This is a genomic window from Croceibacterium selenioxidans (assembly GCF_018599195.1).
GTDB lineage: Bacteria > Pseudomonadota > Alphaproteobacteria > Sphingomonadales > Sphingomonadaceae > Croceibacterium_A > Croceibacterium_A selenioxidans.
This window is the reverse complement of record NZ_JAHFVK010000001.1, coordinates 1,034,063-1,058,358: the sequence shown is the minus strand read 5'-3', so window position 1 is coordinate 1,058,358 and position 24,296 is coordinate 1,034,063. Positions and strand designations below refer to the sequence as shown.

25 protein-coding genes are annotated in these 24,296 nt (G+C 63.4%); 11 read left to right on the top strand and 14 right to left on the bottom strand.

Annotated elements, in window-relative coordinates; genetic code table 11:
* Positions 1-50 precede the first annotated feature (50 nt).
* From rph to KK137_RS05130, 4 genes are read left to right on the top strand one after another with little or no spacing between them, the layout of a single operon-like run.
* Entirely contained in the window at positions 51-767 is a 717-nt protein-coding gene (gene rph, locus KK137_RS05145; protein WP_214535055.1) for a ribonuclease PH, read from the top strand.
* Positions 764-1,393 carry an RdgB/HAM1 family non-canonical purine NTP pyrophosphatase gene (rdgB, locus tag KK137_RS05140; protein ID WP_214535054.1) on the top strand — a complete coding sequence of 210 codons (630 nt, stop codon included), beginning with the start codon at positions 764-766 and terminating at the stop codon, positions 1,391-1,393. The genes rph and rdgB overlap by 4 nt, the downstream gene beginning before the upstream one ends.
* Positions 1,394-1,402: 9 nt before the next feature.
* On the top strand, positions 1,403-2,554 hold the full coding sequence (gene hemW, locus KK137_RS05135) for a radical SAM family heme chaperone HemW (protein WP_214535053.1): 1,152 nt from the start codon (positions 1,403-1,405) through the stop codon (positions 2,552-2,554).
* The gene (locus KK137_RS05130) at positions 2,551-3,447 is read left to right on the top strand and encodes a tyrosine recombinase XerC (protein WP_214535052.1); all 897 of its coding nucleotides are present in this window, start codon (positions 2,551-2,553) and stop codon (positions 3,445-3,447) included. Before hemW ends, KK137_RS05130 begins: the two co-directional genes overlap by 4 nt.
* On the opposite strand, the gene KK137_RS05125 is transcribed toward KK137_RS05130, so the two are convergent.
* Genes KK137_RS05125 through rsmI form a run of 4 tightly spaced genes read right to left on the bottom strand, consistent with a single transcriptional unit; the run spans position 3,444 to position 6,271 of the window.
* Complete coding sequence (locus tag KK137_RS05125; RefSeq protein WP_214535050.1) at positions 3,444-4,049, bottom strand: DedA family protein; 606 nt, start codon at positions 4,047-4,049, stop codon at positions 3,444-3,446. The two genes, KK137_RS05130 and KK137_RS05125, sit on opposite strands and share 4 nt — an antisense overlap.
* 59 nt (positions 4,050-4,108) lie before the next feature.
* A complete protein-coding gene (gene gshB / locus KK137_RS05120; RefSeq protein ID WP_214535049.1) occupies positions 4,109-5,065 on the bottom strand; it encodes a glutathione synthase in 957 nt (318 codons plus the stop codon).
* Between the two features lie 10 nt (positions 5,066-5,075).
* Positions 5,076-5,426: a YraN family protein gene (locus KK137_RS05115; protein WP_214535047.1), complete on the bottom strand. Its 351-nt coding sequence runs from the start codon at positions 5,424-5,426 to the stop codon at positions 5,076-5,078.
* Positions 5,423-6,271 carry a 16S rRNA (cytidine(1402)-2'-O)-methyltransferase gene (gene rsmI / locus KK137_RS05110; RefSeq protein ID WP_214535045.1) on the bottom strand — a complete coding sequence of 283 codons (849 nt, stop codon included), beginning with the start codon at positions 6,269-6,271 and terminating at the stop codon, positions 5,423-5,425. The genes KK137_RS05115 and rsmI overlap by 4 nt, the downstream gene beginning before the upstream one ends.
* 47 nt (positions 6,272-6,318) lie before the next feature.
* Here rsmI and KK137_RS05105 point away from each other — a divergent pair, with 47 nt between their 5' ends.
* Positions 6,319-7,458 carry a penicillin-binding protein activator gene (locus KK137_RS05105; RefSeq protein WP_214535044.1) on the top strand — a complete coding sequence of 380 codons (1,140 nt, stop codon included), beginning with the start codon at positions 6,319-6,321 and terminating at the stop codon, positions 7,456-7,458.
* Positions 7,459-7,536: 78 nt separating this feature from the next.
* Positions 7,537-9,513, top strand: coding sequence for a DNA topoisomerase IV subunit B (parE, locus tag KK137_RS05100; RefSeq protein ID WP_214535043.1), 1,977 nt, complete (start codon positions 7,537-7,539; stop codon positions 9,511-9,513).
* Between the two features lie 8 nt (positions 9,514-9,521).
* Here the strand turns inward: parE and KK137_RS05095 are convergent, their stop codons facing one another.
* The 4 genes from KK137_RS05095 to KK137_RS05080 all read right to left on the bottom strand — a co-directional run bounded on the left by KK137_RS05095 (position 9,522) and on the right by KK137_RS05080 (position 14,475).
* A complete protein-coding gene (locus KK137_RS05095; RefSeq protein ID WP_214535042.1) occupies positions 9,522-10,928 on the bottom strand; it encodes a methyl-accepting chemotaxis protein in 1,407 nt (468 codons plus the stop codon).
* Positions 10,929-11,011: 83 nt separating this feature from the next.
* Positions 11,012-12,409 (bottom strand): methyl-accepting chemotaxis protein, encoded by a 1,398-nt coding sequence (locus tag KK137_RS05090; RefSeq protein WP_214535041.1) that lies wholly within the window; start codon positions 12,407-12,409, stop codon positions 11,012-11,014.
* Positions 12,410-12,476: 67 nt separating this feature from the next.
* Entirely contained in the window at positions 12,477-13,676 is a 1,200-nt protein-coding gene (locus tag KK137_RS05085; protein ID WP_214535040.1) for a glycosyltransferase family 87 protein, read from the bottom strand.
* Between the two features lie 52 nt (positions 13,677-13,728).
* Positions 13,729-14,475: a glutathione S-transferase family protein gene (locus tag KK137_RS05080; RefSeq protein ID WP_214535039.1), complete on the bottom strand. Its 747-nt coding sequence runs from the start codon at positions 14,473-14,475 to the stop codon at positions 13,729-13,731.
* A 96-nt stretch (positions 14,476-14,571) separates the two neighbouring features.
* Here KK137_RS05080 and KK137_RS05075 point away from each other — a divergent pair, with 96 nt between their 5' ends.
* Positions 14,572-14,901, top strand: coding sequence for a hypothetical protein (locus KK137_RS05075; RefSeq protein ID WP_214535038.1), 330 nt, complete (start codon positions 14,572-14,574; stop codon positions 14,899-14,901).
* A gap of 12 nt (positions 14,902-14,913) precedes the next feature.
* Here the strand turns inward: KK137_RS05075 and KK137_RS05070 are convergent, their stop codons facing one another.
* The gene (locus KK137_RS05070; RefSeq protein ID WP_214535037.1) at positions 14,914-16,113 is read right to left on the bottom strand and encodes an exo-beta-N-acetylmuramidase NamZ family protein; all 1,200 of its coding nucleotides are present in this window, start codon (positions 16,111-16,113) and stop codon (positions 14,914-14,916) included.
* Entirely contained in the window at positions 16,110-16,583 is a 474-nt protein-coding gene (locus tag KK137_RS05065; RefSeq protein ID WP_338027980.1) for a DOMON-like domain-containing protein, read from the bottom strand. The genes KK137_RS05070 and KK137_RS05065 overlap by 4 nt, the downstream gene beginning before the upstream one ends.
* A 114-nt stretch (positions 16,584-16,697) precedes the next feature.
* Here KK137_RS05065 and tyrS point away from each other — a divergent pair, with 114 nt between their 5' ends.
* On the top strand, positions 16,698-17,930 hold the full coding sequence (gene tyrS / locus KK137_RS05060) for a tyrosine--tRNA ligase (protein ID WP_214535034.1): 1,233 nt from the start codon (positions 16,698-16,700) through the stop codon (positions 17,928-17,930).
* Positions 17,931-18,009: 79 nt separating this feature from the next.
* Here the strand turns inward: tyrS and KK137_RS16810 are convergent, their stop codons facing one another.
* Positions 18,010-18,393 carry a hypothetical protein gene (locus KK137_RS16810; protein ID WP_214535032.1) on the bottom strand — a complete coding sequence of 128 codons (384 nt, stop codon included), beginning with the start codon at positions 18,391-18,393 and terminating at the stop codon, positions 18,010-18,012.
* Between the two features lie 86 nt (positions 18,394-18,479).
* On the opposite strand from KK137_RS16810, the gene KK137_RS05050 reads away from it, so the two are divergent.
* Both KK137_RS05050 and cysK read left to right on the top strand, forming a co-directional pair.
* The gene (locus KK137_RS05050) at positions 18,480-19,772 is read left to right on the top strand and encodes an MFS transporter (RefSeq protein WP_338027979.1); all 1,293 of its coding nucleotides are present in this window, start codon (positions 18,480-18,482) and stop codon (positions 19,770-19,772) included.
* Positions 19,769-20,689 carry a cysteine synthase A gene (gene cysK / locus KK137_RS05045; RefSeq protein WP_214535030.1) on the top strand — a complete coding sequence of 307 codons (921 nt, stop codon included), beginning with the start codon at positions 19,769-19,771 and terminating at the stop codon, positions 20,687-20,689. Before KK137_RS05050 ends, cysK begins: the two co-directional genes overlap by 4 nt.
* An 8-nt stretch (positions 20,690-20,697) precedes the next feature.
* Here the strand turns inward: cysK and KK137_RS05040 are convergent, their stop codons facing one another.
* Positions 20,698-20,865, bottom strand: coding sequence for a hypothetical protein (locus KK137_RS05040; protein ID WP_214535028.1), 168 nt, complete (start codon positions 20,863-20,865; stop codon positions 20,698-20,700).
* A 312-nt stretch (positions 20,866-21,177) separates the two neighbouring features.
* Here KK137_RS05040 and KK137_RS05035 point away from each other — a divergent pair, with 312 nt between their 5' ends.
* Positions 21,178-21,876 (top strand): dienelactone hydrolase family protein, encoded by a 699-nt coding sequence (locus tag KK137_RS05035; protein ID WP_338027978.1) that lies wholly within the window; start codon positions 21,178-21,180, stop codon positions 21,874-21,876.
* Between the two features lie 14 nt (positions 21,877-21,890).
* On the opposite strand, the gene KK137_RS05030 is transcribed toward KK137_RS05035, so the two are convergent.
* Both KK137_RS05030 and hisI read right to left on the bottom strand, forming a co-directional pair.
* A complete protein-coding gene (locus tag KK137_RS05030; protein WP_214535022.1) occupies positions 21,891-23,645 on the bottom strand; it encodes an acyl-CoA dehydrogenase in 1,755 nt (584 codons plus the stop codon).
* A gap of 19 nt (positions 23,646-23,664) precedes the next feature.
* The gene (gene hisI / locus KK137_RS05025) at positions 23,665-24,012 is read right to left on the bottom strand and encodes a phosphoribosyl-AMP cyclohydrolase (RefSeq protein ID WP_250893585.1); all 348 of its coding nucleotides are present in this window, start codon (positions 24,010-24,012) and stop codon (positions 23,665-23,667) included.
* Positions 24,013-24,296: the final 284 nt, after the last annotated feature.

Below are 24,296 nucleotides of genomic sequence, written 5' to 3'. Positions count from 1 at the left end.
GTCGCTACGGCGGCTCCAGAAAAGCCGAACCCCCGGCAATGGAGTATCTCATGCGACCTTCCGGCCGCGCGCCCGACGAAATGCGCGTTATCGACATCCAGACTGGATTTACCAAGCACGCCGAAGGATCGGTGTTGGTGTCCTTCGGTGACACGCGCGTGCTCGTGACCGCGAGCGTCGAGGACAAGGTGCCACCGTTCCTGCGCAACAAGGGCCAGGGCTGGGTCACCGCCGAGTACTCGATGCTTCCGCGCGCCACGCACACTCGCGGCAGCCGAGAGGCGGCGAAGGGCAAGCAGAGCGGCCGAACCCAGGAAATCCAGCGCCTTATCGGGCGTTCCTTGCGAGCGGTGATAGATCTTAAGAAGCTTGGCGAGCGGCAGATTGTGCTCGACTGCGACGTGATCCAGGCCGATGGTGGCACACGCACCGCCGCGATTTCCGGCGCGTGGGTGGCTCTGCGCCTTGCGGTGGACAAGCTGCTGGCATCTGGGGCGATCTCTGAAGATCCGATCATCCACAAGGTAGCCGCAGTGAGCTGTGGCATCCACGAAGGCACTCCCGTCCTCGATCTCGACTATGTGGAAGACAGCTCGGCGGACGCTGATGCCAACTTCGTGCTGCTCGAAGGGGGCAAGATCGCCGAAGCCCAGGCTACCGCAGAGGGCGCCTGCTACGACGAGGAAAGCTTGTTGCGTCTCCTCCGCCTCGCCCGCATCGGCTGTGAGCAGATCTTCGCCGCGCAGGCGGCTGCGGTCGGCCGGTGAGCAGAAAGCTCGGCTCCGGCACGCTGGTCATTGCCACGCATAACGCGGGCAAGTTGAAGGAAATCGCTGCCTTGCTCGGGCCCTATGGGCTCGAATGCATCTCGGCGGGTTCGCTCGGCTTGCCGGAGCCGGACGAGACCGGACGGACATTCATCGAGAACGCGCTGATCAAGGCCCGCGGCGCGGCGGAAAGCTCGGGCCTTGTCGCATTGGCTGACGACAGCGGGCTCTCGGTCGCAGCGCTCGACGGGCGGCCCGGAGTCTACACCGCCGACTGGGCCGAACGGCAGTGGTTCGAGGGTGAGCCGGGCCGCGACTGGTACATGGCGATGGGAAAGGTCGAAGGCATGCTCCAGGCCAAGGGACCCGGCACGAGTCGCGAGGCCTGGTTCTCCTGCGTTCTCGCCCTCGCTTGGCCCGATGGCGACCATGCGGTCTACGAAGGCCGGGCCGATGGGACGCTTACCTGGCCGCCGCGCGGAACCCTGGGTTTCGGATATGACCCAGTCTTCGTGCCGAACCGTTACGACGTCACCTTCGCAGAGCTCGACCCGGCGGAGAAACACCGCATCAGCCACCGCGCCGACGCGTTTGCCAAGCTGGTCGCGGACCAGTTCGCCCAGTAGGATAGCGGCGTGGCTCGCGCGCTCTACATCCACTGGCCCTTCTGCCTGAAGAAGTGCCCGTATTGCGACTTCAACTCGCACGTCCGCGATCGCGTCGAAGACGACGCCTGGCGCGGGGCGTTGTTGGCCGACATGCGGCATGAGGCCGAACTAGCCGTCGGGAAGCCGCTCGAGTCGATCTTCTTCGGCGGCGGGACACCGTCGCTGATGCCGCCCGCCCTGGTGGAGGCGCTGCTAGAGGAGGCCGAACGGCTGTGGGGCTTCGAGTCGGAGATTGAGATCACGCTCGAGGCCAATCCCTCTTCGGTCGAAGCGGCGAACTTTGCGTCGCTGGCGGCAGCGGGCGTTAACCGGGTCTCGCTCGGCCTGCAGGCCCTCGATAACGAAACGCTGCAATTCCTCGGACGCCTGCATAACGTCGAGGAGAGCCTTGCCGCGCTCGAAGTGGCCCAGCGGCACTTCCGCCGGGTCAGCTTCGATTTGATCTACGCGCGCCCCGGCCAAACGCCCGAGCAATGGCATGCGGAACTGCAAAGAGCGCTCGGGTTCGGTACCGGGCATCTGTCGCTCTATCAGCTGACGATCGAAGCCAACACGCGCTTCGCCACCGACGTTCGGCGGGGCCTGTTCGAGCCGATGGAAGATGATCCAGCGGCGGACCTTTTCGCGCTCACCCGGGACCTCACCGAGACAGCGGGGCTTCCAGCCTACGAGGTCAGCAACCACGCCCGCCAAGGCGAGGAGAGCCGGCACAACCTCACCTACTGGCGTTACAACGACTATGTCGGGATCGGGCCCGGGGCTCATGGACGGCGATCGGGCATGGCGACGCGGCGGCACAAGAAGCCGGAGAACTTCCTCGACGCCGTGACCCGCAACGGTCACGGCCTGGTGGAGGAAAGGCAGCTCGGCGCCCATGAGCAGGCGGCGGAGGCGCTGCTGATGGGCCTGAGGCTGCGAGAAGGCGTGGGGATCGCGGATTTGGCGGAGCGCTTCGGTTTGACCGAGACGGAGTTGCTCGACCACCAAAAGCTGGCGTTTCTCGAGACGCTCGGCCTTGTGTGGAGCGCTGAGGGACGAGCCGGCGTGACCGGGCAAGGCATGCCTGTGCTCGACGCGCTGCTCGGTGAACTAGTGCCGGGCAGCCTGGCTGCGGCATGAGCGAGGGCGTGCTCCTCAACCAGTGGCGGGAGCACCTCGCGATGGGGCGCCGAAGGTCACCGCATACTGTCAGGGCTTACGTCGCGACGGCCGAGCGCTGGCTCGAACGGATCGACGCGGCAGACTGGGGCGCGCTCGCGCGGCTGGGTCCCGGGGACTTGCGCATGCAGCTTGCGCTACGGCGCGCCGACGGTTTGAGCAACGTCTCGGCCGCGCGTGAGCTGTCGGCGCTCAAGGCCTTCCTGGCCTATGCCCGAGAGCAGGCGGGTTTCGCGGATGCTGCCCCTCCCCGCGTTCGCGGACCCCGGATCAAGAAAGGCCTGCCGCGCCCGGTCACTCCTGACGAAGCAGCAAACCTTGTCGAGACGGTGAAGGAAACGTCGGCCCAGGACTGGATCGGTGCGCGCGATCGGGCGGTCCTGTTGCTGCTTTACGGCGCCGGCTTGCGTATTGCCGAAGCCCTGTCGCTCAAAGGTTCGGATGCGCCGCTGGGCGAAACGCTGGTGGTGACGGGCAAGGGCAACAAGCAACGCGTCGTGCCGGTCCTGCCGCTGGTTCGAGCCGCGGTGGCCGACTACGTGAGACGTTGCCCCTTTCCCCACGAGCCTGCGCAGCCCCTGTTCCGCGGAGCGAAAGGCGGCCCATTGAGCCAGGGCATGGTGCAAAAGGCGATGGCCCGGGCACGCATCGCCCTCGGCTTGCCCGCCACTGCAACCCCCCACGCTTTGCGCCATAGCTTTGCGACGCATCTGCTCGGGGCAGGGGCCGATTTGCGCAGCCTGCAGGAACTGCTCGGCCATGCGAGCCTGGGCTCGACGCAGATCTACACCCGAGTCGACGCGGCGACGATGCTGGAGGCCTACCGCTCGGCCCACCCGCGCGAAAAGGCCTAACGTTCGGCGCGCGGCTTCCAGGTAACAACGCGCCACAGGTACGCGACGATGGCAAGACCGAAGGCGCCAAGCACGATCCACGCCAACACATCCTGCGACTGCTCGAAATAGCGGCCCAGCCACTGGCCGCCGTAGATCAGCAGCACGTTCCAGATACCGGCACCGATGAAGGTGAACAGCAGGAACTTCCACGCCTTCATGTGCGAAAGCCCCGCCGGCAGCGAGATCATTGTGCGGAGGAACGGCGAGAATCGCAGCACCAACACCACCCACTGGCCATGTCGCTGAAAAAAGCGGGTGGCGTTCTCGATGTCCTCCCATTCGAGGGTTAGCCAACGCCCGTGCCGCTCGATCAGCGGCGCAAGGCGGCGATAACCCCACTTGTCGCCCATCCAGAACCAAACGTAGTTGCCGGCGGTGGACCCTACCGTTCCGGCGATGAGCAGCGGCCAGAACTCCATCTCCCCGCGCCCGACCAGCAAGCCGCCGATGCCCATGATCACTTCGGACGGAATGGGCGGAAATACGTTCTCGATCGCCATCAGAAAGGCGATCCCCCAGTATCCGCCCAGCGCGATGGCATCGATGATGAATTCGTGCATTTGGGGTCAAACGTGCCGGAGAGCCGAAGGGTTCTGAAAAATCCTCCGGATCTTCAGCGCTACATCGCCGCGTGTCGGCGCTCGATCGCATCCCAGATCAAGGCCGCCGTATCGGTACCGTTGAATTTGTCGATTGCGACGATTCCCGTCGGTGAGGTGACGTTGATTTCGGTCAGCCACCGGCCACCGATGACGTCGATCCCGACGAAGACCAACCCGCGACGTTTGAGCTCGGGACCCATGGCGGCGCAGATTTCCTCCTCGCGCGCGGTGAGTTCGGCAGCCTCGGCATAGCCACCTTGCGCAAGGTTTGAGCGAAATTCACCCTCGCCCGGCTTGCGGTTGATCGCTCCGGCGAACTCGCCGTCGACCAAGACGATGCGCTTGTCGCCCTCGGCCACTTCGGGAAGGAACGGCTGGACCATGAACGGCTCGGGCCAGACTTGCCCGAACAACTCGGTAATGGCCGAGAGGTTGGTACCGTCGGCCTCGACCTTGAAGATCGCCTTTCCGCCGTTGCCGTGGAGCGGCTTCATGACCACGGCGCCATGCTGCTGCTGAAACCCGCGCACGTCCTCAATCCGCCGCGCGACGAGGGTCGGGGGCATGAACCGCGCGTAGTCCAGCACGAACATCTTCTCGGGCGCGTTGATCACGCTCCGCGGGTCGTTGACCACCAACGTCTCACCCTTAAGCCTGTCGAGCAGCAGGGCCGCGCTGATGTAGCCGAGGTCGAACGGCGGATCCTGTCGCATCAGCACCACATCGATGTCGGAGACGAGGTCGATTCTGGCCTCGTCGCCCTCGAATCCGAAGTGCTGCCCTTCAACACGCTGCACCCGCACCGGACGCGCCCAGGCGGTGATCCGGCCGTTCTCCCAAGCGAGGGAGCGAACATCGTAATGCCACAGCCGATGCCCGCGCGCCTGCGCCGCGAGCATCAGCGCGAAGCTCGAATCTCCCGCGATATTGATGCTCTCAAGCGGATCCATCTGGACCGCGACACGCAAACTCATTCGATCCCCCTCAGGGCTGCCAGGCGTTGACGATGTGGCGCGGCCAGCGGCGCGGCGCAAGCAGGACCACGTCGATGCGAATATTCTCTCCCGGGGAAGAATATCTGTGCGCAACGGCTTCGGCGCCCGCCGCGACCCGTCTCAGGCGATAGCCGTCGATCGCCGTGGCGAGGGCAGCCTCTCCGGCGCGCCATTTGACCTCGACAAAGGCCACCGTGCCGAAACGGCGAGCGATGAGGTCTATCTCACCACGCGGCGTCTTCACGCGGCGGCCGACGATCCGCCAGCCCTTGAGGCGCAGCCACCACGCGGCAAACACTTCGCCGCGCCGGCCCTTTCGTTCGGCAATCTCGCGCTTCACTCGCCGCGCAACTCCATAGCCCGTGCGTAGAGCATCCTGCGGTCGAGTCCGGTGAGCCTGGCCACGTGAGCGGCCGCCTGTGAGGTTTTCAACGTCTCCAGGGCTTCGCGAAGGAGGGCATCGGCATCAGCCTCGTTCACCACATCAGTTGCCGGGGGGCCGACTAGCAGCACGATCTCCCCACGGGGCGGATGGGCCTCAAAATGGAGCGCGAGCTGCGTAGGGCTGCCCGTGCGGCATTCCTCGTAAAGCTTGGTGAGCTCACGCGCGACTGCCACTTCGCGGCCCGGCAGAACTTCTCCGATAGCTTCCAGGGCCTTCCCCAGGCGGGGTGCGGTCTCGAAGAACACCAGGGTCGACCGAACCGAGGCAAGCTCTTCGAGCACATCGCGCCGGGCCTTGTCCTTGTTCGGCAGGAAACCTGCGAACAGGAACCGGTCGCTCGGCAAGCCGGAAAGCGTCAGCGCCATGATCGGCGCGCTGGGCCCAGGCAGGCTCGTGACAGGAATGCCCGCCTCCCTCGCCTCGCTAACCAGGCGATAGCCGGGGTCGGAGATCAAAGGCGTCCCCGCGTCGCTCACCAGCGCGATGGCCTGCGTACGCATGGCGTCGAGCAGCCGTTGGCGATCCCGCTCTCCGGCATGATCGTCGTATCTCCACAAAGGTTTGGATATTCCGAGATGACGGAGGAGCTTGCCCGTAACGCGTGTATCCTCGCAGGCCACAGCATCGCAGCGCGCGAGAGTCTCCTTTGCCCTCAGTGTTATGTCACCGAGATTGCCAATAGGGGTGGCAACAATATAGAGGCCGTTGGAGAGAGGTTCGGGTCGGTCGGTGTCGTTCACGCGATGCTTGTGGCCCAGTTCAAGTTGGAGCCGCAAGCATGTTGGCAATGACCAGGCGAGTTCTCGCCGTTGGTTTGCTCACCGTTCTCCTCGCTGCCTGTAAGGTCGTGCCGGATAGCGGCCGCCCTGGACCGGCACCCGCGCCGACCACGGCACCGGGACCGAGCGAAGATGTTCTTCCCACCGATACCGCGCGCCATCGCGTCGCGTTGCTGGTCCCCCTGTCGGGAGAAAACGCGGCTGTCGGTCGGTCGATCGCCAACGCGACGACCATGGCCCTCCTCGACACCAGCGCCCAGAACTTGCGTATCACGACGTACGATACGGCCACCGGAGCCGGCTCGGCCGCCGCGAATGCCATTCGCGACGGCAACAAGCTCATCCTCGGGCCCTTGCTGCGCGAAGACGTTGAGCCGGTTCTGGCCCGCGCCCGCCCGGCCAACGTGCCGCTGGTCTCGTTTTCAAACGACACTTCCGTGGCACAACCCGACGTTTTCGTGATGGGCCATGTGCCCGAGCAGTCGATTACTCGAACGATCGCCTACGCTCGCTCGCAGGGCATCCGCAATTTTGCCGCCTTGCTGCCCAATGGTGACTACGGGCGCCGCTCGGGCGAAGCCTTGACCGCGGCCGTCCAGGCGGCAGGAGGCACCGTTGTCGCAACCGAGCGCTTCGACCGCGGAAATACCTCCATCGTCAGCGCTGCCGAACGCCTTAAGGCCCGCGGCGGATTTGACGCTGTGCTCATCGCCGAAGGCGCTCGGCTCTCGATAATGGCAGCCGATGCGCTGAAGGATGGGAATACGCTTCGCCTGCTGGGGACCGAATTGTGGAGCAGCGAAGCCAGCATCGCCAACGCCCCGGCCCTGCGCGGTGCGTGGTACTCCTCCGTGTCCGATACTCGATATCGCCAGTTCGCGACCAGCTATCAATCACGCTTCGGCGAACAGCCGTTTCGCGTGGCGACACTCGGTTATGACGCGGTGCTGCTGACTTTGCGGATCGCGCGCGACTGGCAACCGGGACGTCCCTTCCCGACCGGAAAAATGCTCGCCGACGACGGTTTCCTCGGCCTCGACGGGCCGTTTCGCTTCCGCAGCACCGGCGTCGGCGAACGGGCCATGGAAGTGCGACAGGTCGGAAACGGATCGGTTTCCGTCGTCGATCCCGCGCCGAGCCGGTTCTGATGGTTTGTGGCAGGCGGGAGCGGATAACTTCTCGCCTGTCGCTTGAACGCGTGCAGAGCCGCGCCCTATAGCCTGATCATGTCCGAAGACCTGTTCGACAAGTTGCCCGCCGGTGGCGGGGATTATGACTCCTCCGCGATCGAAGTCCTCGAAGGACTGGAACCCGTCCGTCGCCGCCCAGGCATGTACATTGGCGGCACCGACGAGCGCGCGCTGCACCATCTCGCCGCCGAAGTCCTCGACAACTCGATGGACGAGGCCGTCGCTGGCCATGCGAACCGGATCGAGGTCACGCTCGATGTGGGCAATCGGCTGACCATCAGCGATAACGGCCGGGGCATGCCGGTCGACGAGCATCCGAAGTTTCCCGGCAAGTCGACGCTCGAAGTCATTCTCACGACGCTGCACTCAGGCGGCAAATTCTCGGGTAAGGCCTACGCGACCAGCGGCGGTCTCCACGGCGTCGGCGTCAGCGTGGTCAACGCTCTCAGCGAAAACGTGCGGGTCGAAGTGGCGCGGAACAAAGAGGTCTACGCGCAGGAGTTTTCCCGTGGGCATCCCCTCGCGCCCCTTTCGAGAATCGGCGCGACGCCTAATCGCCGGGGCACGACAGTGTCGTTCACGCCCGATCCAGAGATATTCGGCGACCGGCAATTCAAGCCGATGCGGCTATTCAAGCTCGCCCGTTCGAAAGCCTATCTCTACGCCGGGGTCGAGATCCGGTGGAAATGTGCGCCGTCACTGGCGACGGACGGCGTGCCCGAGGAAGCGGTGTTCCAGTTCCCCGGCGGCCTCAGCGATCATTTGGCCGAGCAAGTCGGAACGCGCGAATGTGTCACCAGCGAGTTCTTCGCCGGCCGACAGGACTTCCCCGACGACCAGGGCCGCGTCGAATGGGCCGTCGCCTGGCCGCTGTGGTCCGACGGCTCGACGAGTTGGTACTGCAACACCGTCCCCACTCCCGACGGCGGCACCCACGAGCAAGGCCTGCGCTCTGCCCTGGCCAAGGGCATTCGCACGTTCGGCGAACTCGTCGGGCAGAAGAAGGCCAAGGACATCTCGGCGGACGATATCGTCACGGGCAGCGAAATCATGCTCTCGGTGTTCATCCGCGAGCCGCAGTTCCAGAGCCAGACCAAAGACCGCCTGACCAGCCCCGAGGCCGCGCGCCTGGTTGAAAACGCCGTGCGCGATCACTTCGACCATTTCCTCGCCGACAACATGGAGCGCGGGCGCGCCTTGCTCGGTTCGGTGATGGAGCGGATGGACGAACGGCTGCGCCGCAAGGCGGAGCGCGAGATCAAGCGCAAGACTGCGACCAACGCCCGCAAGCTGCGTCTGCCGGGCAAGCTCACCGATTGTTCGGGCGAAGGCGATGCGGAGACCGAGATCTTTATCGTCGAAGGCGATTCCGCCGGTGGCAGCGCCAAGCAGGCGCGCGATCGCAAGACTCAGGCGATCCTGCCGATCCGCGGCAAGATCCTCAACGTCGCCAGCGCCACGGCGGACAAGATTCGCGCCAATAGCGAGATCGCCGACCTGATCCTCGCCCTCGGCTGTGGGGTGCGCAAGGACTGCAATCCCGATCAGCTGCGCTATGACCGGGTCGTCATCATGACCGACGCCGACGTCGACGGCGCGCATATCGCCACCTTGCTGATGACGTTCTTCTTCCAGGAAATGGCCGAGATCGTGAAGAACGGTCACCTGTTCCTGGCCCAGCCCCCGCTCTACCGCCTCACGGCCGGCAAGGAGAGCCGCTATGCGCGCGACGACGCGCACCGCAAGGAGCTGGAAGAGACGGTATTCAAGGGCAAAAAGGTCGAAGTCAGCCGCTTCAAGGGTCTCGGCGAGATGAACCCGCAGCAGCTGCGCGAGACGACCATGAGCGTGGCATCACGCACGATGACACGCATCACCCTGCCGGCTGAGCACGAGCAGCGTTATGCGGTAAAGGAACTGGTCGACCAGCTGATGGGCCGCAATCCGGAGCATCGCTTCAACTTCATCCAGAACCGCGCCGGCGAACTCGACCGCGACCTGATCGACGCCTGAGTGGCGCGCTAGAGCAGGAACCCGACCTCGTAGAGGCCCCAGCGGCGGCCTGCGAAGGTGAGCGGGACGAACACGCTGCGTAGCGCGCGAAACCGTCCGTCGCCGAGGTCCTGGCGATAGGCGAAAAGGAAGAACTCCCCCTCCCCGTCGAGGGCCCGGCGGGTCTGATTGTCCATGAAAATCTGGCGGTTGCGGGCGAACTCCAGGTTACGCAGGCGCTGGCCGGGGATCTGGCCCTGGCTGCGCTCGGTAATGTGGGTCGGCAGGTAGCCGTTCATGTCGATCAGGCAGCATCCGACGACAGCGCGCTGGAGCCGGGTGTGATTGTCGAGCAGGGGCCGGACGTGCTTGTCGGCAAAGTCGGCGAAGGCGTTATCGTACTGCACCGGATCGGTGCCTGGCCGCGGGACGTAGTGTGTGTCGAACAGCGCGGCTTCACGCAGTTCGGCGGTCCCGAGGTGCCGCTCGATCAGTTCGGTGACTTCGCGCGCACCGGTGAGGGCAAAGTCGATCAGCGGCGTGTTGCGGGTCTCGATGCCGCCGTGGGCGACCTGGTTGAGCATGTCGTTGGCGCGGGTCTCTAGATCGTCGAGCTGTTCGCAGGCTTGCTTGGCCCTAAGCGCGCTTTCCGCGGCAACCTCTCCGAACTCGACGAGGCCCGCGTCGAGCGTCGCCACATCGATCTCGGCGCGCTTGTTGCTGGCGGCGATCGCCAGGGAGCGGTCGCGGAACTGGTGCACCAAAGCAGCCATTTCGGACAGGGATTCGCTGAGCGCCTCGATGTGACGGGTCGTCTCGCGGCCGCTGGCGATATTGGCCTTGAGCGAGCCGATCAGCGTTCCGGCCGATTGCTCCAGGCGGGTAATACTGCGCCCAACCTGGGTCGAGGAGTCCGAGGTAGTGTGCGCCAGCCGGCGTATCTCCGTCGCCAGCACCTCGAACGGCCGCGTCGCTTCGCCACCGCGCGCTGCCTCGATCCGCGCATTGAAACTGAGCAATTCGGTCTGTTCGGCCAGCTGGTTGAGCGTCCGGGTGACATTGCCGATCGTACCGAGTGTTTCGAGGAAACCCTGGAGCTGCCCGTCAATGCCCGTCACGTCGCTTACGAGTTTCGAAACCTCGTTGAGGGAGACTTGCGCGACCTTGTTACCGCGCTCGAGCACATCGAACGCCACCGTCGCGGTTTGTAGCAGCTCTTCGGTCGCCCCCCGGCTCTCCGCTTGGCTCCCATTGAGCGAAGCCATCGCTTCGACGAGATGGTCAAGCCGCACGGCTTCTGCCGAGATCTGGCGATTGAGCTTGCCCACGATACCGCCGGTATCGCTGCACTGGACCGAAATATCGCCGGCCTGCTCACCCAGTTGCGCGAGAAGGTCCTCGATCTCAGGTCGGATCGAAACTGCTAATTCCCCCATAGGATGTCGACGATGCCGCACTGCATCATGCAATGCAACACCAATGCTGCACCGCGGAAATCAAAGGTGCGGGTCAGTCCCCATCACAGAGCGTAGGAGATCTCGTAGTCGCCCCAGCGCCGACCGTTGATCACGATCGGAACGCTGGCGAGGCGAACGACGCGGTACTGCTTGCCGTCGCCTTCGTAACGGTAGACCGCCATCGAGAAGTTCGCCGCGCTCTTCTTGATGCGCCTGTCGATGGCGTTGAAGATGATGCGACCGTTGCGGCAATACTGCAGATCGTGCTGGTAATCGCCGGTCGGCTTGCGCGAACGATCCGAAAGGTGGGTCGGCAGGAAGCCATTGCGGTCATCGCAGACCGTCGCGACGATGCGCGTGTCCGAAGCCTTGATCCGGTCGAGCACTGGACGCCAGTTGGCGTCCGCCCAGTCGCAGAACTTGTTACGGAAGAGCTGCGGATTGGTCCCGGCCACTTCGACATAGTTGTCGTCGAACAGGGCGGCCTCGCTAAGCTTTCCGCTCGAAAGCGCTTCCTTTGCCAGCGTAACGACTTCATCGGCAGCCTCTTTTGCGCGCGCAACCATCTCGCTGTCCTGCGGAGCAAGGCCGGCATGGACGATCCGGTCGAACATCACGCTCGCCATTTCCTCTAGGTCGCCCATGCGATGTTGCGCGCTGCCGAGCTTCCCCTCGTTGTCCTTCGCCGCCTCGTTGAACGAGGCCAGCACTTGCTGAAGCAACTCGACATGGCCGCTGATCGCGCCTGTGGCGCGGGAAATCTGGTCGTTCTGCCGATCCACCTCGGTCACGACTTCGCTGACGCTGATGAGGGTGTCTTCGATCCTGGCCACCGAGTTGCGCGCATCGTCGCGGACTTTCACGCCCTTCTCTATCTCGACGATGACCTGTTCGGCCTCGACGCCGAGGGCGTCGATAGTGCGCATGATCTCGTCGGTAGCGACGCGGGTATCATTGGCCAGGCTTTTCACCTCGCCGGCCACAACGGCAAACGTGCGTCCCGCCGCGCCGGCCCGAGCCGCTTCGATCGTGGCGTTGAGCGCGAGGATGTTGGTGGTCTGGGCGAGCTTGTCGATGTCCTGCGAACACCGGCGCACCTGCTCCATCGCCGCCGCGAAACCGGTTACGTGATGCGTGAGCTTGTCGACCAGTTGGAGCAGATTGCCGATCTCGGCGAGCGAAGAGCGGATGTGGCCGGTGCCTTCGCCGAGCTGATCGATGGCCCGCTGGGACAACAGGCGGGATTCGTCACAGGCCTGCGCAACCTGATCCTGGTCGGAGTTGAGATTTTCGACAGTGCCGAGCAAGGCAGAATGCTCGGCCCGCAGCCGCTCTGACGAGGCGATGACCGACTGTATAAGGCCGGACACGTCGGAACAACCGACGGTGACTTCTCCGCACGCCTCGGAAATGCCTTCAATCGCACCGCTATCGGGCGCGCTGATGGACTCATGCAGCATTCTAACCCCCAACCCCATCTATCTTTGAGATAGCGGTACCATCGGTTTGGTTAGCGGAGCGTTAAGGCTATTCGCCCGGGGCAGATCCCGAGACTGCGATTGGAACAATGATCCGCCGCGCGAGGACCACGAAGAGCAGTCCGGCAATAAAGGGCATCACCGGTATCCCTCCGTAGACGCCCAGCGGCCTGGCCAGCGCTGCTCCAGCGAAGCCGAGCACCAACGCCAGCCTCTCCCAATTCCGGAAGCCCGTCGCCGCGAGGTAGATCAACGGGAAGGCCAACAGGACCATGTCATAATCGAGCACGAAAGGCGTAGCGAGGGGCGCCCCCGCCAGAACCAGCGCCGCAAGATCGATGCTCCAACGCCGTCCCCACGCGGCCCATGCCACGGCGGCGGCCACCGAGAGCGCGACTATGGCCTGCACCGCGAAAGCTGCACTGTCAGGCGCTCCCAACAACTTCAGCGCCGCCAAGGGGCTCATCATCTTGGCGTAGGCGACTTCGCCCGCAACCAGCGCTGATTGGGCCCGACCGCTCGCGAGGTACCAGTCCCCCCAGATGTCGACACCGAAGATCACAGCGCTCATCACGGCCAGACCTACTGCCGTCACCCCAGCGGCGATGATGACGCGCCATTCGCGCGTCAGGAGTAGCGCCAAAGGGAACAGGAGGCCGAACTGCGGCTTGATCGTCGCCAAGCCCAACAGCACTCCGGCCAGTACCGGCGCCCGAGGGACCAGGAGAGCGCCGAGTCCGAGCAGCGCCGCCACCAATAATGAGCTCTGTCCATGGGTTACGGTGAGCAAAACCGGAGGAAAGGCGGCGAGCAGCAGCCAGACGGGCCTATCGAGCGACAGCGCGCCAAGCCATTTGCGCACCGCAAAGGCGTAGAAGGCACCCGTTGCCAGCAGCCATATGGCGAGTGCCGGGAAGTAGCCGAGAAGACCCAGCGGCCAGCAGAATGGCAGGAACGACGGAGGATAGAAGAAGGCCATGTAGCCCTCTTCCGGGGCATAGAACGCCCGCTGCGCGGCGATGTGGGCCGCGGCGTCGTAGACCGGCGCCCCCTGGTGGAGCATCTGTCCCGTCGCCCAGAAGCTCAAGAAATCAGTCCCCAGCAGGGAGCCGTTGCGATCAACGCCGCCGTGCGACGTCAACACCAACGCCACAAGCGACGTGATATTGATGGCCGCCAGAATGCCCAGGTAGGCGGTCGCCCGCGACCTATCCAGCCACTCTGCCTTGCGTAAAAACTCCCACTTCATGGCCAGCCATTAACCAAGAAGCCCTTGCCAGTCCGTTACCGCAAAGAAGACCTCAGCCGTCTTTCGGCGGCCCCAGGCGCTCGCGCGGTATCGCTGCGAACATGGCCTGCACTTTCGGGCGGGCGTTGATCTGCTCGATCCAGCGGACGAGGTGCGGCGTGTCCTGCTTGTTCACCTGTTCGGCGAAGCCCAGTTCCATGCCGTTGGCGATCGCGAAATTGCAGATATCGGCGAGGGAAAACATGCCACCGGCGAGCCATTCGTTATGGGCCAGATGATCGTCGAGCTTGCGGACCGAGACGCCGATCTTGCGCATTTCCTCGTCGAGCAGGTCCTGCGGAAATCCCTCGCGGGCCCGGCGCCACTTCACCTGCTGTTCGGGGATCGGAATCTTCTTCAGGTGCTCTTCGAACTCAGCGTCGGACAATTGTTGAGCCATGAACTTGACGCCGCGATGCCAGCCGATAGTCGAGACGCACCAGCAGAAATATTCGTCGACCCATTTGGTCCAGACTCGCATTTGGGCGCGGTCGTAAGGGTCGTCGGGACGCAGCTTCACCGCTGTTGGGTGGGCGTCCTCCAGATATTCGCAGATCACCGTGCTCTCGGTGACGATGCGCCCGTCGTCGTCAAGCGCCGGCACTTGTCCGCGCGGGTTGAGGGCCTTGTACCAATCCGAATGATGCTCGAACTTCGCCGGGTTCAACAGGTGTTGCTCATACTCGAGGCCCTTCTCGAACAACGTGAGCATGGGCTTGAGCGAGTTTGCACCCGGTCCGAAGCTGTACAGTTTGAGCATCCGTCTCTCCTCATGTTTCGACAGGGCTTAGCAGCGGTTCCGGGATTTTGAAGACGGCGGAATCGTGATACAAGGACGTCAAAAGGAGAGGACCTGTTGCGTACTGCCATTGCCCTTCTCGCACTCGCACTCACCACCGGCGCCGTAGCGCCGAACGAAGTCCCGCTGGCGCCGGTGCCCGGCGCTAAGCACGCCCTGGCCAACACAAAGGCCGATAGTTGCATTGGCCGTATAGAACTGGTCCGTCAGGAACGGGGCCAACCAGCGCTCCAGCGGGACGCCGACAAAGCTGAGGAAGGAATGCTGATCGCGGCGGTCGACCACAAGATCGACGGCTGCTCGGTCCTGGTCATGCGCAACGACACCAGCGATGTCCGCCCGGTGCCGACGATCAACGAACCAGCGCAGGTGCGCCCGCTTCGGTAGAGCGCCCGCCGCTCAATAGAGCAGCAGCTCTTTCACGTCCTCGCGCCATTCGGCCTCGTCAGCGCTCGTCAAGGCGTCGAGGTCGCCGGGTCTTGCGGCGGCGTCATCAACCCATTCGCGCAGTGCGTGGCCGCCATTGATCACGTCGATCGCCAGGCGTTCGAACTCGTACTCATAGGGAAAGTCCCGCCAAAGCTCGTAATCGGGATAGAGGTTTCGGATGGCCTTGAAGGCTAGGGCCTGCAATCGCCAGGGGTGGAACGTCTCGTGCCGGTAAAACCCGCCTTCGGCATGGATCATCAAGGCGTTACACAGCTCTCCTGCGTATTTGTGGAAAGTCGGGGTAAACCAGCATTCACGGATCGCGCAGCCCCCCATCCACTCCGGCGCCACGCGATTCATTTCCGCCAGAACCGCCGAGGCGTCGACATCCGGCGCACCGAACAGCACTTCCAGCGGACGGGTCGTGCCGCGCCCCTCGCTCAGCGTCGTGCCCTCGAGCATGACCGTGCCTGCATAGGCCCGGGCCATGTTGAGACTGGCCGCGTTCGGGCTCGGGTTGATCCAGACGCGGCTTTCGGGCCAGCCGAAGCCGGGGCCGGCCTCGGGCAGCCAGTCGTGCATCTCGATCACGCGATATTCCACGTCGAGCCCGAAGCGATGAATGAACCAATGCCCCATCTCGCCCATGGTCAGCCCGTGCCGCATGGGCATGGGCCCGGCGCCCACGAAACTCTCCTGCCCCGGAATGAGCAGCGTGCCCTCGACCGGACGTCCCGCCGGGTTGGGACGATCCAATACCCAGACTTCCTTGCCGTACCGGGCCGCCTCTTCGAGCAGGTACAGCAGGGTCGTGCAGAAGGTGTAGATGCGGCAGCCGAGGTCCTGCAGGTCGAACAGAAATACGTCGGCAGAGCTCATCATCTGTCCGGTCGGCCGGCGGACTTCTCCGTAGAGGCTGAACAGCGGAATGCCGTAGCGCGCGTCCGTCTCGTCGACGGTCTCGACCATGTTGTCCTGCTTGTCGCCTTTGATCCCGTGCTGCGGGCCAAAGGCCGCGGTCACGTTTATCCCGGCAGCGACCAGGGCATCTAGTGAATGGGTCAAGTTGGCGGTCACAGAGGCGGGGTGCGCGACCAGCGCGACTCGCTTGCCTGCCAGAGGTGCCTTCAGCTCCTGCTCCGCGAGCAGGCGATCGATCCCGAACTTCATGCCGCTCCCGGTGCCGGAAGCGTCGCGGTGAAGCAAGCGGCTGAGTGGAAGTCGGGCGCGCCTTCAGGGTGGGCAAGCGCCCAGTAGCTCTTCACCCCGCCCTGCTCTTCGATGACCGCGCACATGCCCATGGAGCATTCGACCGTCGGCAGTCCGCCGATCGGGATCGCGGCGTCGAAGATGGCGAAACTGCTCCCTTGGCGCATGGTGCACTCGGGCTCGCGCGGGAACGGCCGCTCCTTCATGCCCCAGCGATAGGCGGCGAAATCATACGCATTCCAGCGCTCGGACGGCGAAAGGTTCAGTTCGACGTAGGAGCTCTGCCCCTCGGGCTTGAGGAACAGCTCGAAGCAGGTCGCGTTCCAGAGCCCGTCCGCCCTGCCCTTCCCCGCGAAAGACGGCACCACAAGCTCCTGCGCCCCCTCGATCCGCCAGCGGACCCGCAGCCAATTGGCATCGGATCCTATCACGCGAGCCTCTATGCGGTTCACGACTGAAGCAGGATGATAAGGATGCGGGGTCAGCAGATGCGTTTGCAAGCGTTCAACCCCGTGCTACGCGCCCGCCCCGATCAAGGAAGCGCTATGAGCCAGTACAAGTCCGACCTGCTCCGCCTGCTCGACGAGCGTGGCTACATCCACCAGATGACCGACGCGGAGGCACTCGATGCCCTCGCGTCGAAGCAAGTCGTCCCGGGGTATATCGGCTTCGACGCCACAGCGCCATCGCTCCATGTCGGCAGCCTGGTGCAGATCATGATGCTGCGCCGGTTGCAGCAGGCGGGGCACAAGCCCGTCGTCCTGATGGGCGGCGGCACCACTCGCATCGGCGACCCCACCGGCCGCGACGAAAGCCGCAAGATGCTCTCCGACGAGACGATCGAGGAGAACATCGCCTCGATCCGCACCGTCTTCGCCAAGTTGTTGAGATTTGGCGACGGTCCGACCGACGCAGTCATGGTCAACAATCACGATTGGCTAGGCCAGCTCGGCTACATCCAGCTGTTGCAGGAAGTCGGCACGCACTTCACCGTGAACCGGATGCTGAGCTTCGACTCGGTCCGCTTGCGGCTCGAACGCGAGCAGCCGATGACCTTTCTCGAATTCAACTACATGATACTGCAAGGTTACGACTTCCGCCACTTGTGCAAGGACCAGCGCGTCAGGCTGCAGATGGGCGGCTCGGATCAGTGGGGCAATATCGTAAACGGCGTGGAGCTCACCCGCCGGATGGACGGCGTCGAAGTCTTCGGTCTAACCACACCGTTGCTCACGACGGCAGACGGTGGGAAGATGGGCAAGACCGCAGCGGGCGCAGTCTGGCTTAACGAGGACCAGCTACCAAGCTACGACTTCTGGCAGTACTGGCGCAACGCTGACGACCGCGATGTCGGGAGGTTTCTGCGCCTGTTCACGGACCTGCCTCTAGATGAGATCGCCCGTCTCGAGGCCCTCGAAGGGGCAGAGATCAACCAGGCAAAGATCGTCCTAGCAAATGAAGTGACCAAGCTGGTCCGGGGCGAAGATGCCGCAGGCGCGGCCGAGGCTACCGCAGCCGCGACGTTCGCTGGTGGCGGTATGGGGCAGGACTTGCCGGTCCTCGAAGTCAGCGGAGAAGGGATTCGCCTCGGAGCAGCCTGCACCGCGCTGGGCTTCACCGCGTCCAATGGCGAGGCCAAGCGCAAGATCGCGGAGGGTGCTGTGCGAATAGACGATATCGCTCAATCGGATCCCGGATTGCTGATCGAGTTGCCCGTGGGAGAGGAGCGCAAACTCAGCCTAGGTCGCAAGCGCCACGCGATCTTGCGAGGCGCCTGAGCAACTTCCGCACCCCGCCTTTACCCTTTGTCCAGCATTTGCTGGCATTTGCTTCCCTGGGTCGCAACTGATTGAGGGGTTAGTGAGAGGTATGGCAGGCGGAGCCCAGCTTTCTGTGCCAGAAATGCGTCGCGCGGCGCGGCATTCGGTTGATTTCCCGACAATCGGGGAACATCGGACCGTCGGCGACATCAAGCTGCATATCAGCAACGTTTCGGCTCACGGATTCATGGTCGACGCTATCGAGGCGGACACGCCAACGCCTGCGCGGGGTGATCGGGTTATCGTCCGACTGCCCGTTATCGGTCGAATCGAAGCTTACTGCATCTGGCGGACCGGCGATCGAGCGGGCTTCCAGTTCGAACGCATTCTGCGGCTCGACGATTTTGTAGCTATGATCGAACAGATCCAACCCAATTCTCGCGTCCGCCGCCGCGGCTAAGCTCGCCCTCGCTTTTTTCATCCCAAGCTCATCGCGGCAACGACCGCTTGAGCGCTGATAAGCGCTAATATCTTGGCGCGCAGGCGCTCTCCTGCCATGGGGCGCGGGTGACTGCGTCTCCCGTCGAGCCCACTTCTCCGCTTCAGATCGCCGACTATCGGCGTTTCTGGATGGCCCGCTTCCTTGCCGTCTTCGCCACTTTGTCGATGGTGGTGCTGATCGGCTACCAGACTTACGACGTCGCTCGTGCTGATTATGGGATGAGTGTGCGCGACGCCGCGTTCATGCTGGGCCTGTTGGGTGCGGCCCAGTTCGTGCCCCTGTTTCTGCTGACCCCTGTGGCCGGCGTGGCCGCCGATCGATTTGACCGGCGGCGAGTGGTTCTTTTCGCCAACGTGATCGACTGCGGCATTGCCTTGACGCTAGCCTTCGCGACCGCTGCCGAGACCTTGAGTCTCCCGCTTCTATTCGGTCTTGCCGCTGCGCATGGTTCGGCCCGCGTATTCAACGGACCGGCGCTGAGCGCGATCGCTCCCAATATCGTACCACCGGCACTGCTGCCGAAGGCAATCGCCCTCAGCTCAATAGCTTGGCAAGTCGCGACCGTGGCCGGACCAGCGGTCGGTGGCTTCTTGTTCGCGCATACGCCAGCCTTGCCGTACTTCATCGCGGCCGGGCTGCTCCTGGTTTCGGGCCTGCTCATCTCGACCGTCCGCCCGGTTCGTGCGGTCCACCAGGGACCGCCGGCCCACCCGCTGCGGCAGATCCTCGACGGGTTTGCCTTCGTCCGTCGTGAGCGTTTTCTGCTCGGCTGCATCACGCTCGACCTTTTCGCGGTTCTTCTGGGCGGCGCGACCGCGATGCTGCCGGTATTCGCCCGCGACATTCTTCACGTCGGACCCGAAGGCCTTGGCCTGATGCGCGGGGCCCCCGCAGCAGGTGCTGCCCTCGTGGCCGCATGGCTATCGTGGCGTCCGTTGGCGAACAACGTCGGGGTCAAGATGCTCTGGGCCGTGGTCGTCTTCGGTGCCGCGACCACAGCCTTCGCCCTGTCGCGGAACTTCTTTCTCTCGATGGGCATCCTGGCCGTCCTTGGTGCGGCCGATATGATTTCCGTGTTCATTCGCAATTCGCTCGTCCAACTCAACACACCCGACACGATGCGCGGCCGCGTTTCCGCCATTTCCGGCCTGGCGGTATCGGCCAGCAACGAACTGGGTGAGTTGCAGTCGGGCCTGGCAGCTGCGATCCTTGGCGCCGCCGGAGCGGTTGCCTTTGGCGGCGTCGGTGCGATAGTAATCACCGCAATCTGGGCCTGGATCTTTCCTGAGCTGCGTAAAGCAAGGACGTTCGCCCCGACATTTCTGCACGAAGAGACCGGCAAGGAACCCGCCACATGAAAGCAGACAACGTCCTCGCAACCATCGGCAACACCCCGCACATCCGCTTGTCGCGGCTGTTCCCTGACCATGAAGTCTGGGTGAAGAGCGAACGGGCCAATCCCGGCGGTTCGATCAAGGACCGCATCGCCCTGTCCATGGTCGAAGCCGCCGAACAATCCGGTGCCTTGAAGCCGGACGGCACGATCGTCGAACCCACCAGCGGCAACACGGGCATCGGCTTGGCAATGGTGGCCGCGGTCAAGGGGTACAAGCTCATCCTGGTCATGCCGGAATCGATGTCGCTCGAGCGGCGCCGGTTGATGTTGGCCTATGGCGCGACCTTCGATCTCACACCCAAAGAAAAGGGCATGAAGGGCGCGCTCGAAAGGGCACAACAAATCGTCGACGAGACGCCCGGAGCCTGGATGCCGCAGCAGTTCGAGAACCCCGCCAACATCAAGGTCCATGCCGAAACGACTGCACAGGAGATTCTGCGTGACTTCGCCGATGCCCCTCCAGCCTTTATCATCACGGGTGTAGGCACGGGGGGCCACCTCACGGCTTGCGCCGAACAACTCAAGAAAGCGTGGCCCGAGCTTAAGGCCTATGCGGTCGAGCCGACGCTTTCTCCCGTGATATCGGGCGGCCAGCCCGGTCCCCACCCCATCCAGGGTATCGGCGCTGGATTCATCCCGGCCAACCTCCACACCCAGGCCATCGACGGTGCCATCCAGGTCGAGCCGGAAGACGCCAAGGAAATGGCTCGCCGATGTGCGCGGGAAGAAGGTCTGCTTGTAGGCATTAGTTCGGGCGCAACGCTTGCAGCGATCCAACAGAAGCTGGCCGACTTGCCCGCCGGCACGCGCGTGCTTGGTTTCAACTACGACACGGGCGAACGCTATCTCTCGGTTCCGGACTTCCTCCCCACCGAATAACTTGGCTCCTAGCCGACGCGCTGCATGATGATCAGTACCGACTCCGCATTGTCGAAAGATCGGGAATCGCCTTCGAGACCGCATTCTCCAGCGTCGTGAATGCGCTCGGGGGGGATTCCCGCCCTTGTCAGTACCTCGGTCACGTTGTCCCGACGGGCCTTGCCTAGTTCAGCCACGGACTTGGTCGAACATATAATCAGTGATGAGCCGGGAAAGGCGTCGAGACTGAGAGGGATCTTTGCGACGGATTGCGCCGTGTCCTCATTGAGTTCACTAAGTGGCGCCGAAAATCGAATCCACCATTGTCCGGTTCGATCCATCGTCGGTGAAGACGCGACAGAGCTGGCGGCGACAGCGGCCAGGGAGAGAAGTCCAATGGCTTGCATAGGGTCATTTTATCAAATTCGCCGCATCCCAACAATTGCTTCAGCAAAGCAGGGAAGACATCGGCTCTTTCTCCCGCATTACTCACTTGTTATTGGTTAATGATGAGCTTGGAACCCTTCACTTACTTCGATGGTGCCAGCCAGTTGAAAGGGTGGATCGCCCACCCTGCTGCCACACCTCGCGCGGCGATTCTCGTCTTTCCCACGATCATGAACGTGACGCCCGTGGTCGAAGCCAAGGCGCTGGCGCTGGCAGAGGCCGGATACCTCGCGCTGATCGCCGACTTCTACGGAAGCCAACCTCGCAATTTCGAGGAGGCGCGAGCTGCGGCCGCAGACATCCGTCCCGACCCTCAACTCTATCGTCGTCGGCTCAAGGCGGGCCTCAAGGCTCTTTGTTCTCAGCCCGAAGCTCGCGGACTTCCGATCGCCGCGATCGGCTTCTGCATGGGAGGGCAGGCAGCGCTCGAGTTGGCCCGCGATGGAGCTCCGTTAGAGGCGGTAGTTAGCTTTCACGGCTTGCTCGATACCGGTCTTCCGGCCGAGCCCGGCGGCATCAGCGCACGTATCCTGGTTTGCCACGGTGACGCCGATCCGATGGTTCCCCGCAGTCAGGTTATCGCTTTCTGGGAGGAGATGGACGAAGCCAGGGCCAATTGGCACTTCCACTCGTACAGTGGGGTGAAGCACGGGTTCACCAACCCCGCCCCCAACGACAACCCCGCCACAGACTACGACGCAAGCGCCGACCGGCAGAGCTGGGCGGCGATGCTCGAGCTATTCGACGAGGTTTTCGTTTAGCGAAACGGCGGGTTCTAGCCGCGCAGGAATTCTTCTGCCGGGATCGCCATGAGCACCGCGGCCCCGGCCTCTACCTTTCGTCGCAGCATCGGGACTTGAGGCAGGGTATGGAGCGCATAGTGTCGCGCGGTCGCTAACTTCGCCGCGAAGAAGGGTTCATCCCTATCGGGCAGCGCGGCCTTGGCCATTCGTAACCACATCCATCCGATGGCGGTCATGCCCATCATCTGCAGGAACGCGTAGGAGCCGGCACCGAGATTGTTGGGATCTGATTTTCCCATCGTCATCAGCGCGTGCGCCGCCGTGCGGACCTCCTGCACCGATTCCCGCAGGGGCTCGAAGAAGAAGGCGAGAGCGTCGTCCGCGCCGTCGCAGTCACTCTCAACCGCGCCCAAGAATCGATCGAGGGTTGCACCACCGTCTCGCGCAACCTTACGGCCCGCGAGATCGAGGGCTTGGACGCCATTCGCGCCCTCGTAAAGCATAGCGGCGCGGGCATCGCGCACGATCTGCTCAATGCCCCATTCAGCTATGTAGCCGTGGCCACCGAAAATCTGCTGCATCGCCACCGCTGTCTCGAACCCGCGGTCGGTGCCATAGGCTTTGATGACTGGCGTAAGCAGCCCGACGAGCGCATCGGCTTCGGCCCGCTCGGCCTCAGTGGCAGCGCCATGGGAAAGATCGATCTGCAGGGCCGTCCACAGTACCAGGGCACGAAACCCCTCAGTGAAGGCTCGCGCGTCCATAAGCATGCGGCGCACATCGGGGTGGACCATAAGCGGGTCGGCGACGGCGTGGCTCCCAGGCGCCCTGCCCTGCTTCCGCTCCAGGGCATAGCTCACCGCCTTCTGATAGGCGTGTTCTGCGTGGCCCAGGCCCTGGTTACCGCAGCTGAGCCGCGTGGCGTTCATCATGATGAACATGGCGGCCAGACCTTCGTTTTCCGCGCCGACAAGCCAGCCTTTGGCGCCGTCGAAGTTCATGACGCAAGTGGCGCTGGCGCGAATGCCCATCTTGTGCTCGATGGCTCCACAGCCAGCGGAATTACGCGAACCATTTGGTAGCACTTTCGGGACCAGGAACAGCGATATCCCGCGCGAACCCTCTGGAGCCCCGGGCAACTTGGCAAGGACAAGGTGAACGATATTGTCCGTCAGGTCGTGCTCTCCGCCGGAGCAGAAAATCTTTTCACCCGTGATGGCAAATGTGCCGTCGTCACGCGGCTCAGCCTTCGTGCGAAGCAGGCCGAGGTCGGTTCCTGCCTGAGCCTCGGTGAGGGCCATTGTCGCCAGCCACTCTCCACTGACAATCTTCGGGAGCCATTCCGCCTTGATCTCGTCGGAACCCTTTGCCGCAAGTGTCAGGACCGCTCCGATGATCGAGCCGGTGTACATATTGAAGGCATGGCAAGAGGAGTTGAGGAACTCTTCTACCGCGGTGCCAAGGACATGGGGCAGACCCTGACCACCGAACTCCTCTGGCATCGCAAGGGCGCCCCAGCCTGCGTCTCGGTATTGGGCATAGGCGTCGGGAAAACCTTGGGGCGTCGTCACCGTGCCATCGGGATGACGTGTACAACCCTCCCGATCCCCCACTTGGTTGATCGGCGCAATGACCTCGGCGCAGAAGCGGCCTGCTTCTTCGATGATCGAATCGATCAGGTCCCCATCAACCGCGGCGAAGGCCGGGAGTGATGAATAGCTTTCGATGCCGAGAAGGTTGGTGAGGACGAAACGAACGTCGCGAATGGGCGGAGTGTAGCTGGACATGAATGCCGCCTAGCGCCGGTCAGTCGGCGATGCGAGTCAGGCTTTCACCTTCGAGCGCTCGATAAAAGCAGCTCCGCGCATCCGTGTGGCAGGCCGGGCCGACAGGACGCACCTTTAGCACCAGGGCGTCCTGGTCGCAGTCGACTAGAATCGAATCGACATGAAGCACGTTCCCAGACGATTCGCCCTTCATCCAAAGCCGCCCGCGGCTGCGCGAATGAAAGTGGGCCTTGCCGGTCTCGCGGGTACGCTCGAGCGCTTCGCGATCCATGAAGGCAAACATCAGGATTTCACCGCTGGCGGAGTCCTGGACGATAGCGCTCAGCAGACCGTTCGCATCAAACTTCGGCTGAAAGACGTTACCCAATTCGATATCGGCGGAGTTATCGGGCTTCGAAATCGTAACTATCCTTTTGGCGCGTGGAAGAAAAACAGGTGGGCTCAGTGACGCTTGTTGCACGATAACCACAGACATGGTCCAAAATCCATGCTGCGCCGCGATGGCCCTTTGTATCAGAACCTTTCGATGGGATGAATGTCGCCGCGGCTTTGACGGGCCGCAACCGACCGGAGGCCGGTGAAACGGGCCAAGGAAGGGGGGTCTCGGCAACAGCTCGAAGAGCGGGCCGGGAACATGAGGGATTGGACCGA

What these genes read in the sequence shown, in the direction of transcription:
- rph (WP_214535055.1), top strand. Translation starts at nt 51, where the DNA reads ATGCGACCTTCCGGCCGCGCGCCCGACGAAATGCGCGTTATCGACATC.
- KK137_RS05130 (WP_214535052.1), top strand. Translation starts at nt 2,551, where the DNA reads ATGAGCGAGGGCGTGCTCCTCAACCAGTGGCGGGAGCACCTCGCGATG.
- KK137_RS05125 (WP_214535050.1), bottom strand. Translation starts at nt 4,049, where the DNA reads ATGCACGAATTCATCATCGATGCCATCGCGCTGGGCGGATACTGGGGG.
- gshB (WP_214535049.1), bottom strand. Translation starts at nt 5,065, where the DNA reads ATGAGTTTGCGTGTCGCGGTCCAGATGGATCCGCTTGAGAGCATCAAT.
- KK137_RS05105 (WP_214535044.1), top strand. Translation starts at nt 6,319, where the DNA reads ATGACCAGGCGAGTTCTCGCCGTTGGTTTGCTCACCGTTCTCCTCGCT.
- parE (WP_214535043.1), top strand. Translation starts at nt 7,537, where the DNA reads ATGTCCGAAGACCTGTTCGACAAGTTGCCCGCCGGTGGCGGGGATTAT.
- KK137_RS05095 (WP_214535042.1), bottom strand. Translation starts at nt 10,928, where the DNA reads ATGGGGGAATTAGCAGTTTCGATCCGACCTGAGATCGAGGACCTTCTC.
- KK137_RS05090 (WP_214535041.1), bottom strand. Translation starts at nt 12,409, where the DNA reads ATGCTGCATGAGTCCATCAGCGCGCCCGATAGCGGTGCGATTGAAGGC.
- KK137_RS05085 (WP_214535040.1), bottom strand. Translation starts at nt 13,676, where the DNA reads ATGAAGTGGGAGTTTTTACGCAAGGCAGAGTGGCTGGATAGGTCGCGG.
- KK137_RS05080 (WP_214535039.1), bottom strand. Translation starts at nt 14,475, where the DNA reads ATGCTCAAACTGTACAGCTTCGGACCGGGTGCAAACTCGCTCAAGCCC.
- KK137_RS05070 (WP_214535037.1), bottom strand. Translation starts at nt 16,113, where the DNA reads ATGAAGTTCGGGATCGATCGCCTGCTCGCGGAGCAGGAGCTGAAGGCA.
- tyrS (WP_214535034.1), top strand. Translation starts at nt 16,698, where the DNA reads ATGAGCCAGTACAAGTCCGACCTGCTCCGCCTGCTCGACGAGCGTGGC.
- KK137_RS16810 (WP_214535032.1), bottom strand. Translation starts at nt 18,393, where the DNA reads ATGAAAAAAGCGAGGGCGAGCTTAGCCGCGGCGGCGGACGCGAGAATT.
- cysK (WP_214535030.1), top strand. Translation starts at nt 19,769, where the DNA reads ATGAAAGCAGACAACGTCCTCGCAACCATCGGCAACACCCCGCACATC.
- KK137_RS05035 (WP_338027978.1), top strand. Translation starts at nt 21,178, where the DNA reads ATGAGCTTGGAACCCTTCACTTACTTCGATGGTGCCAGCCAGTTGAAA.
- KK137_RS05030 (WP_214535022.1), bottom strand. Translation starts at nt 23,645, where the DNA reads ATGTCCAGCTACACTCCGCCCATTCGCGACGTTCGTTTCGTCCTCACC.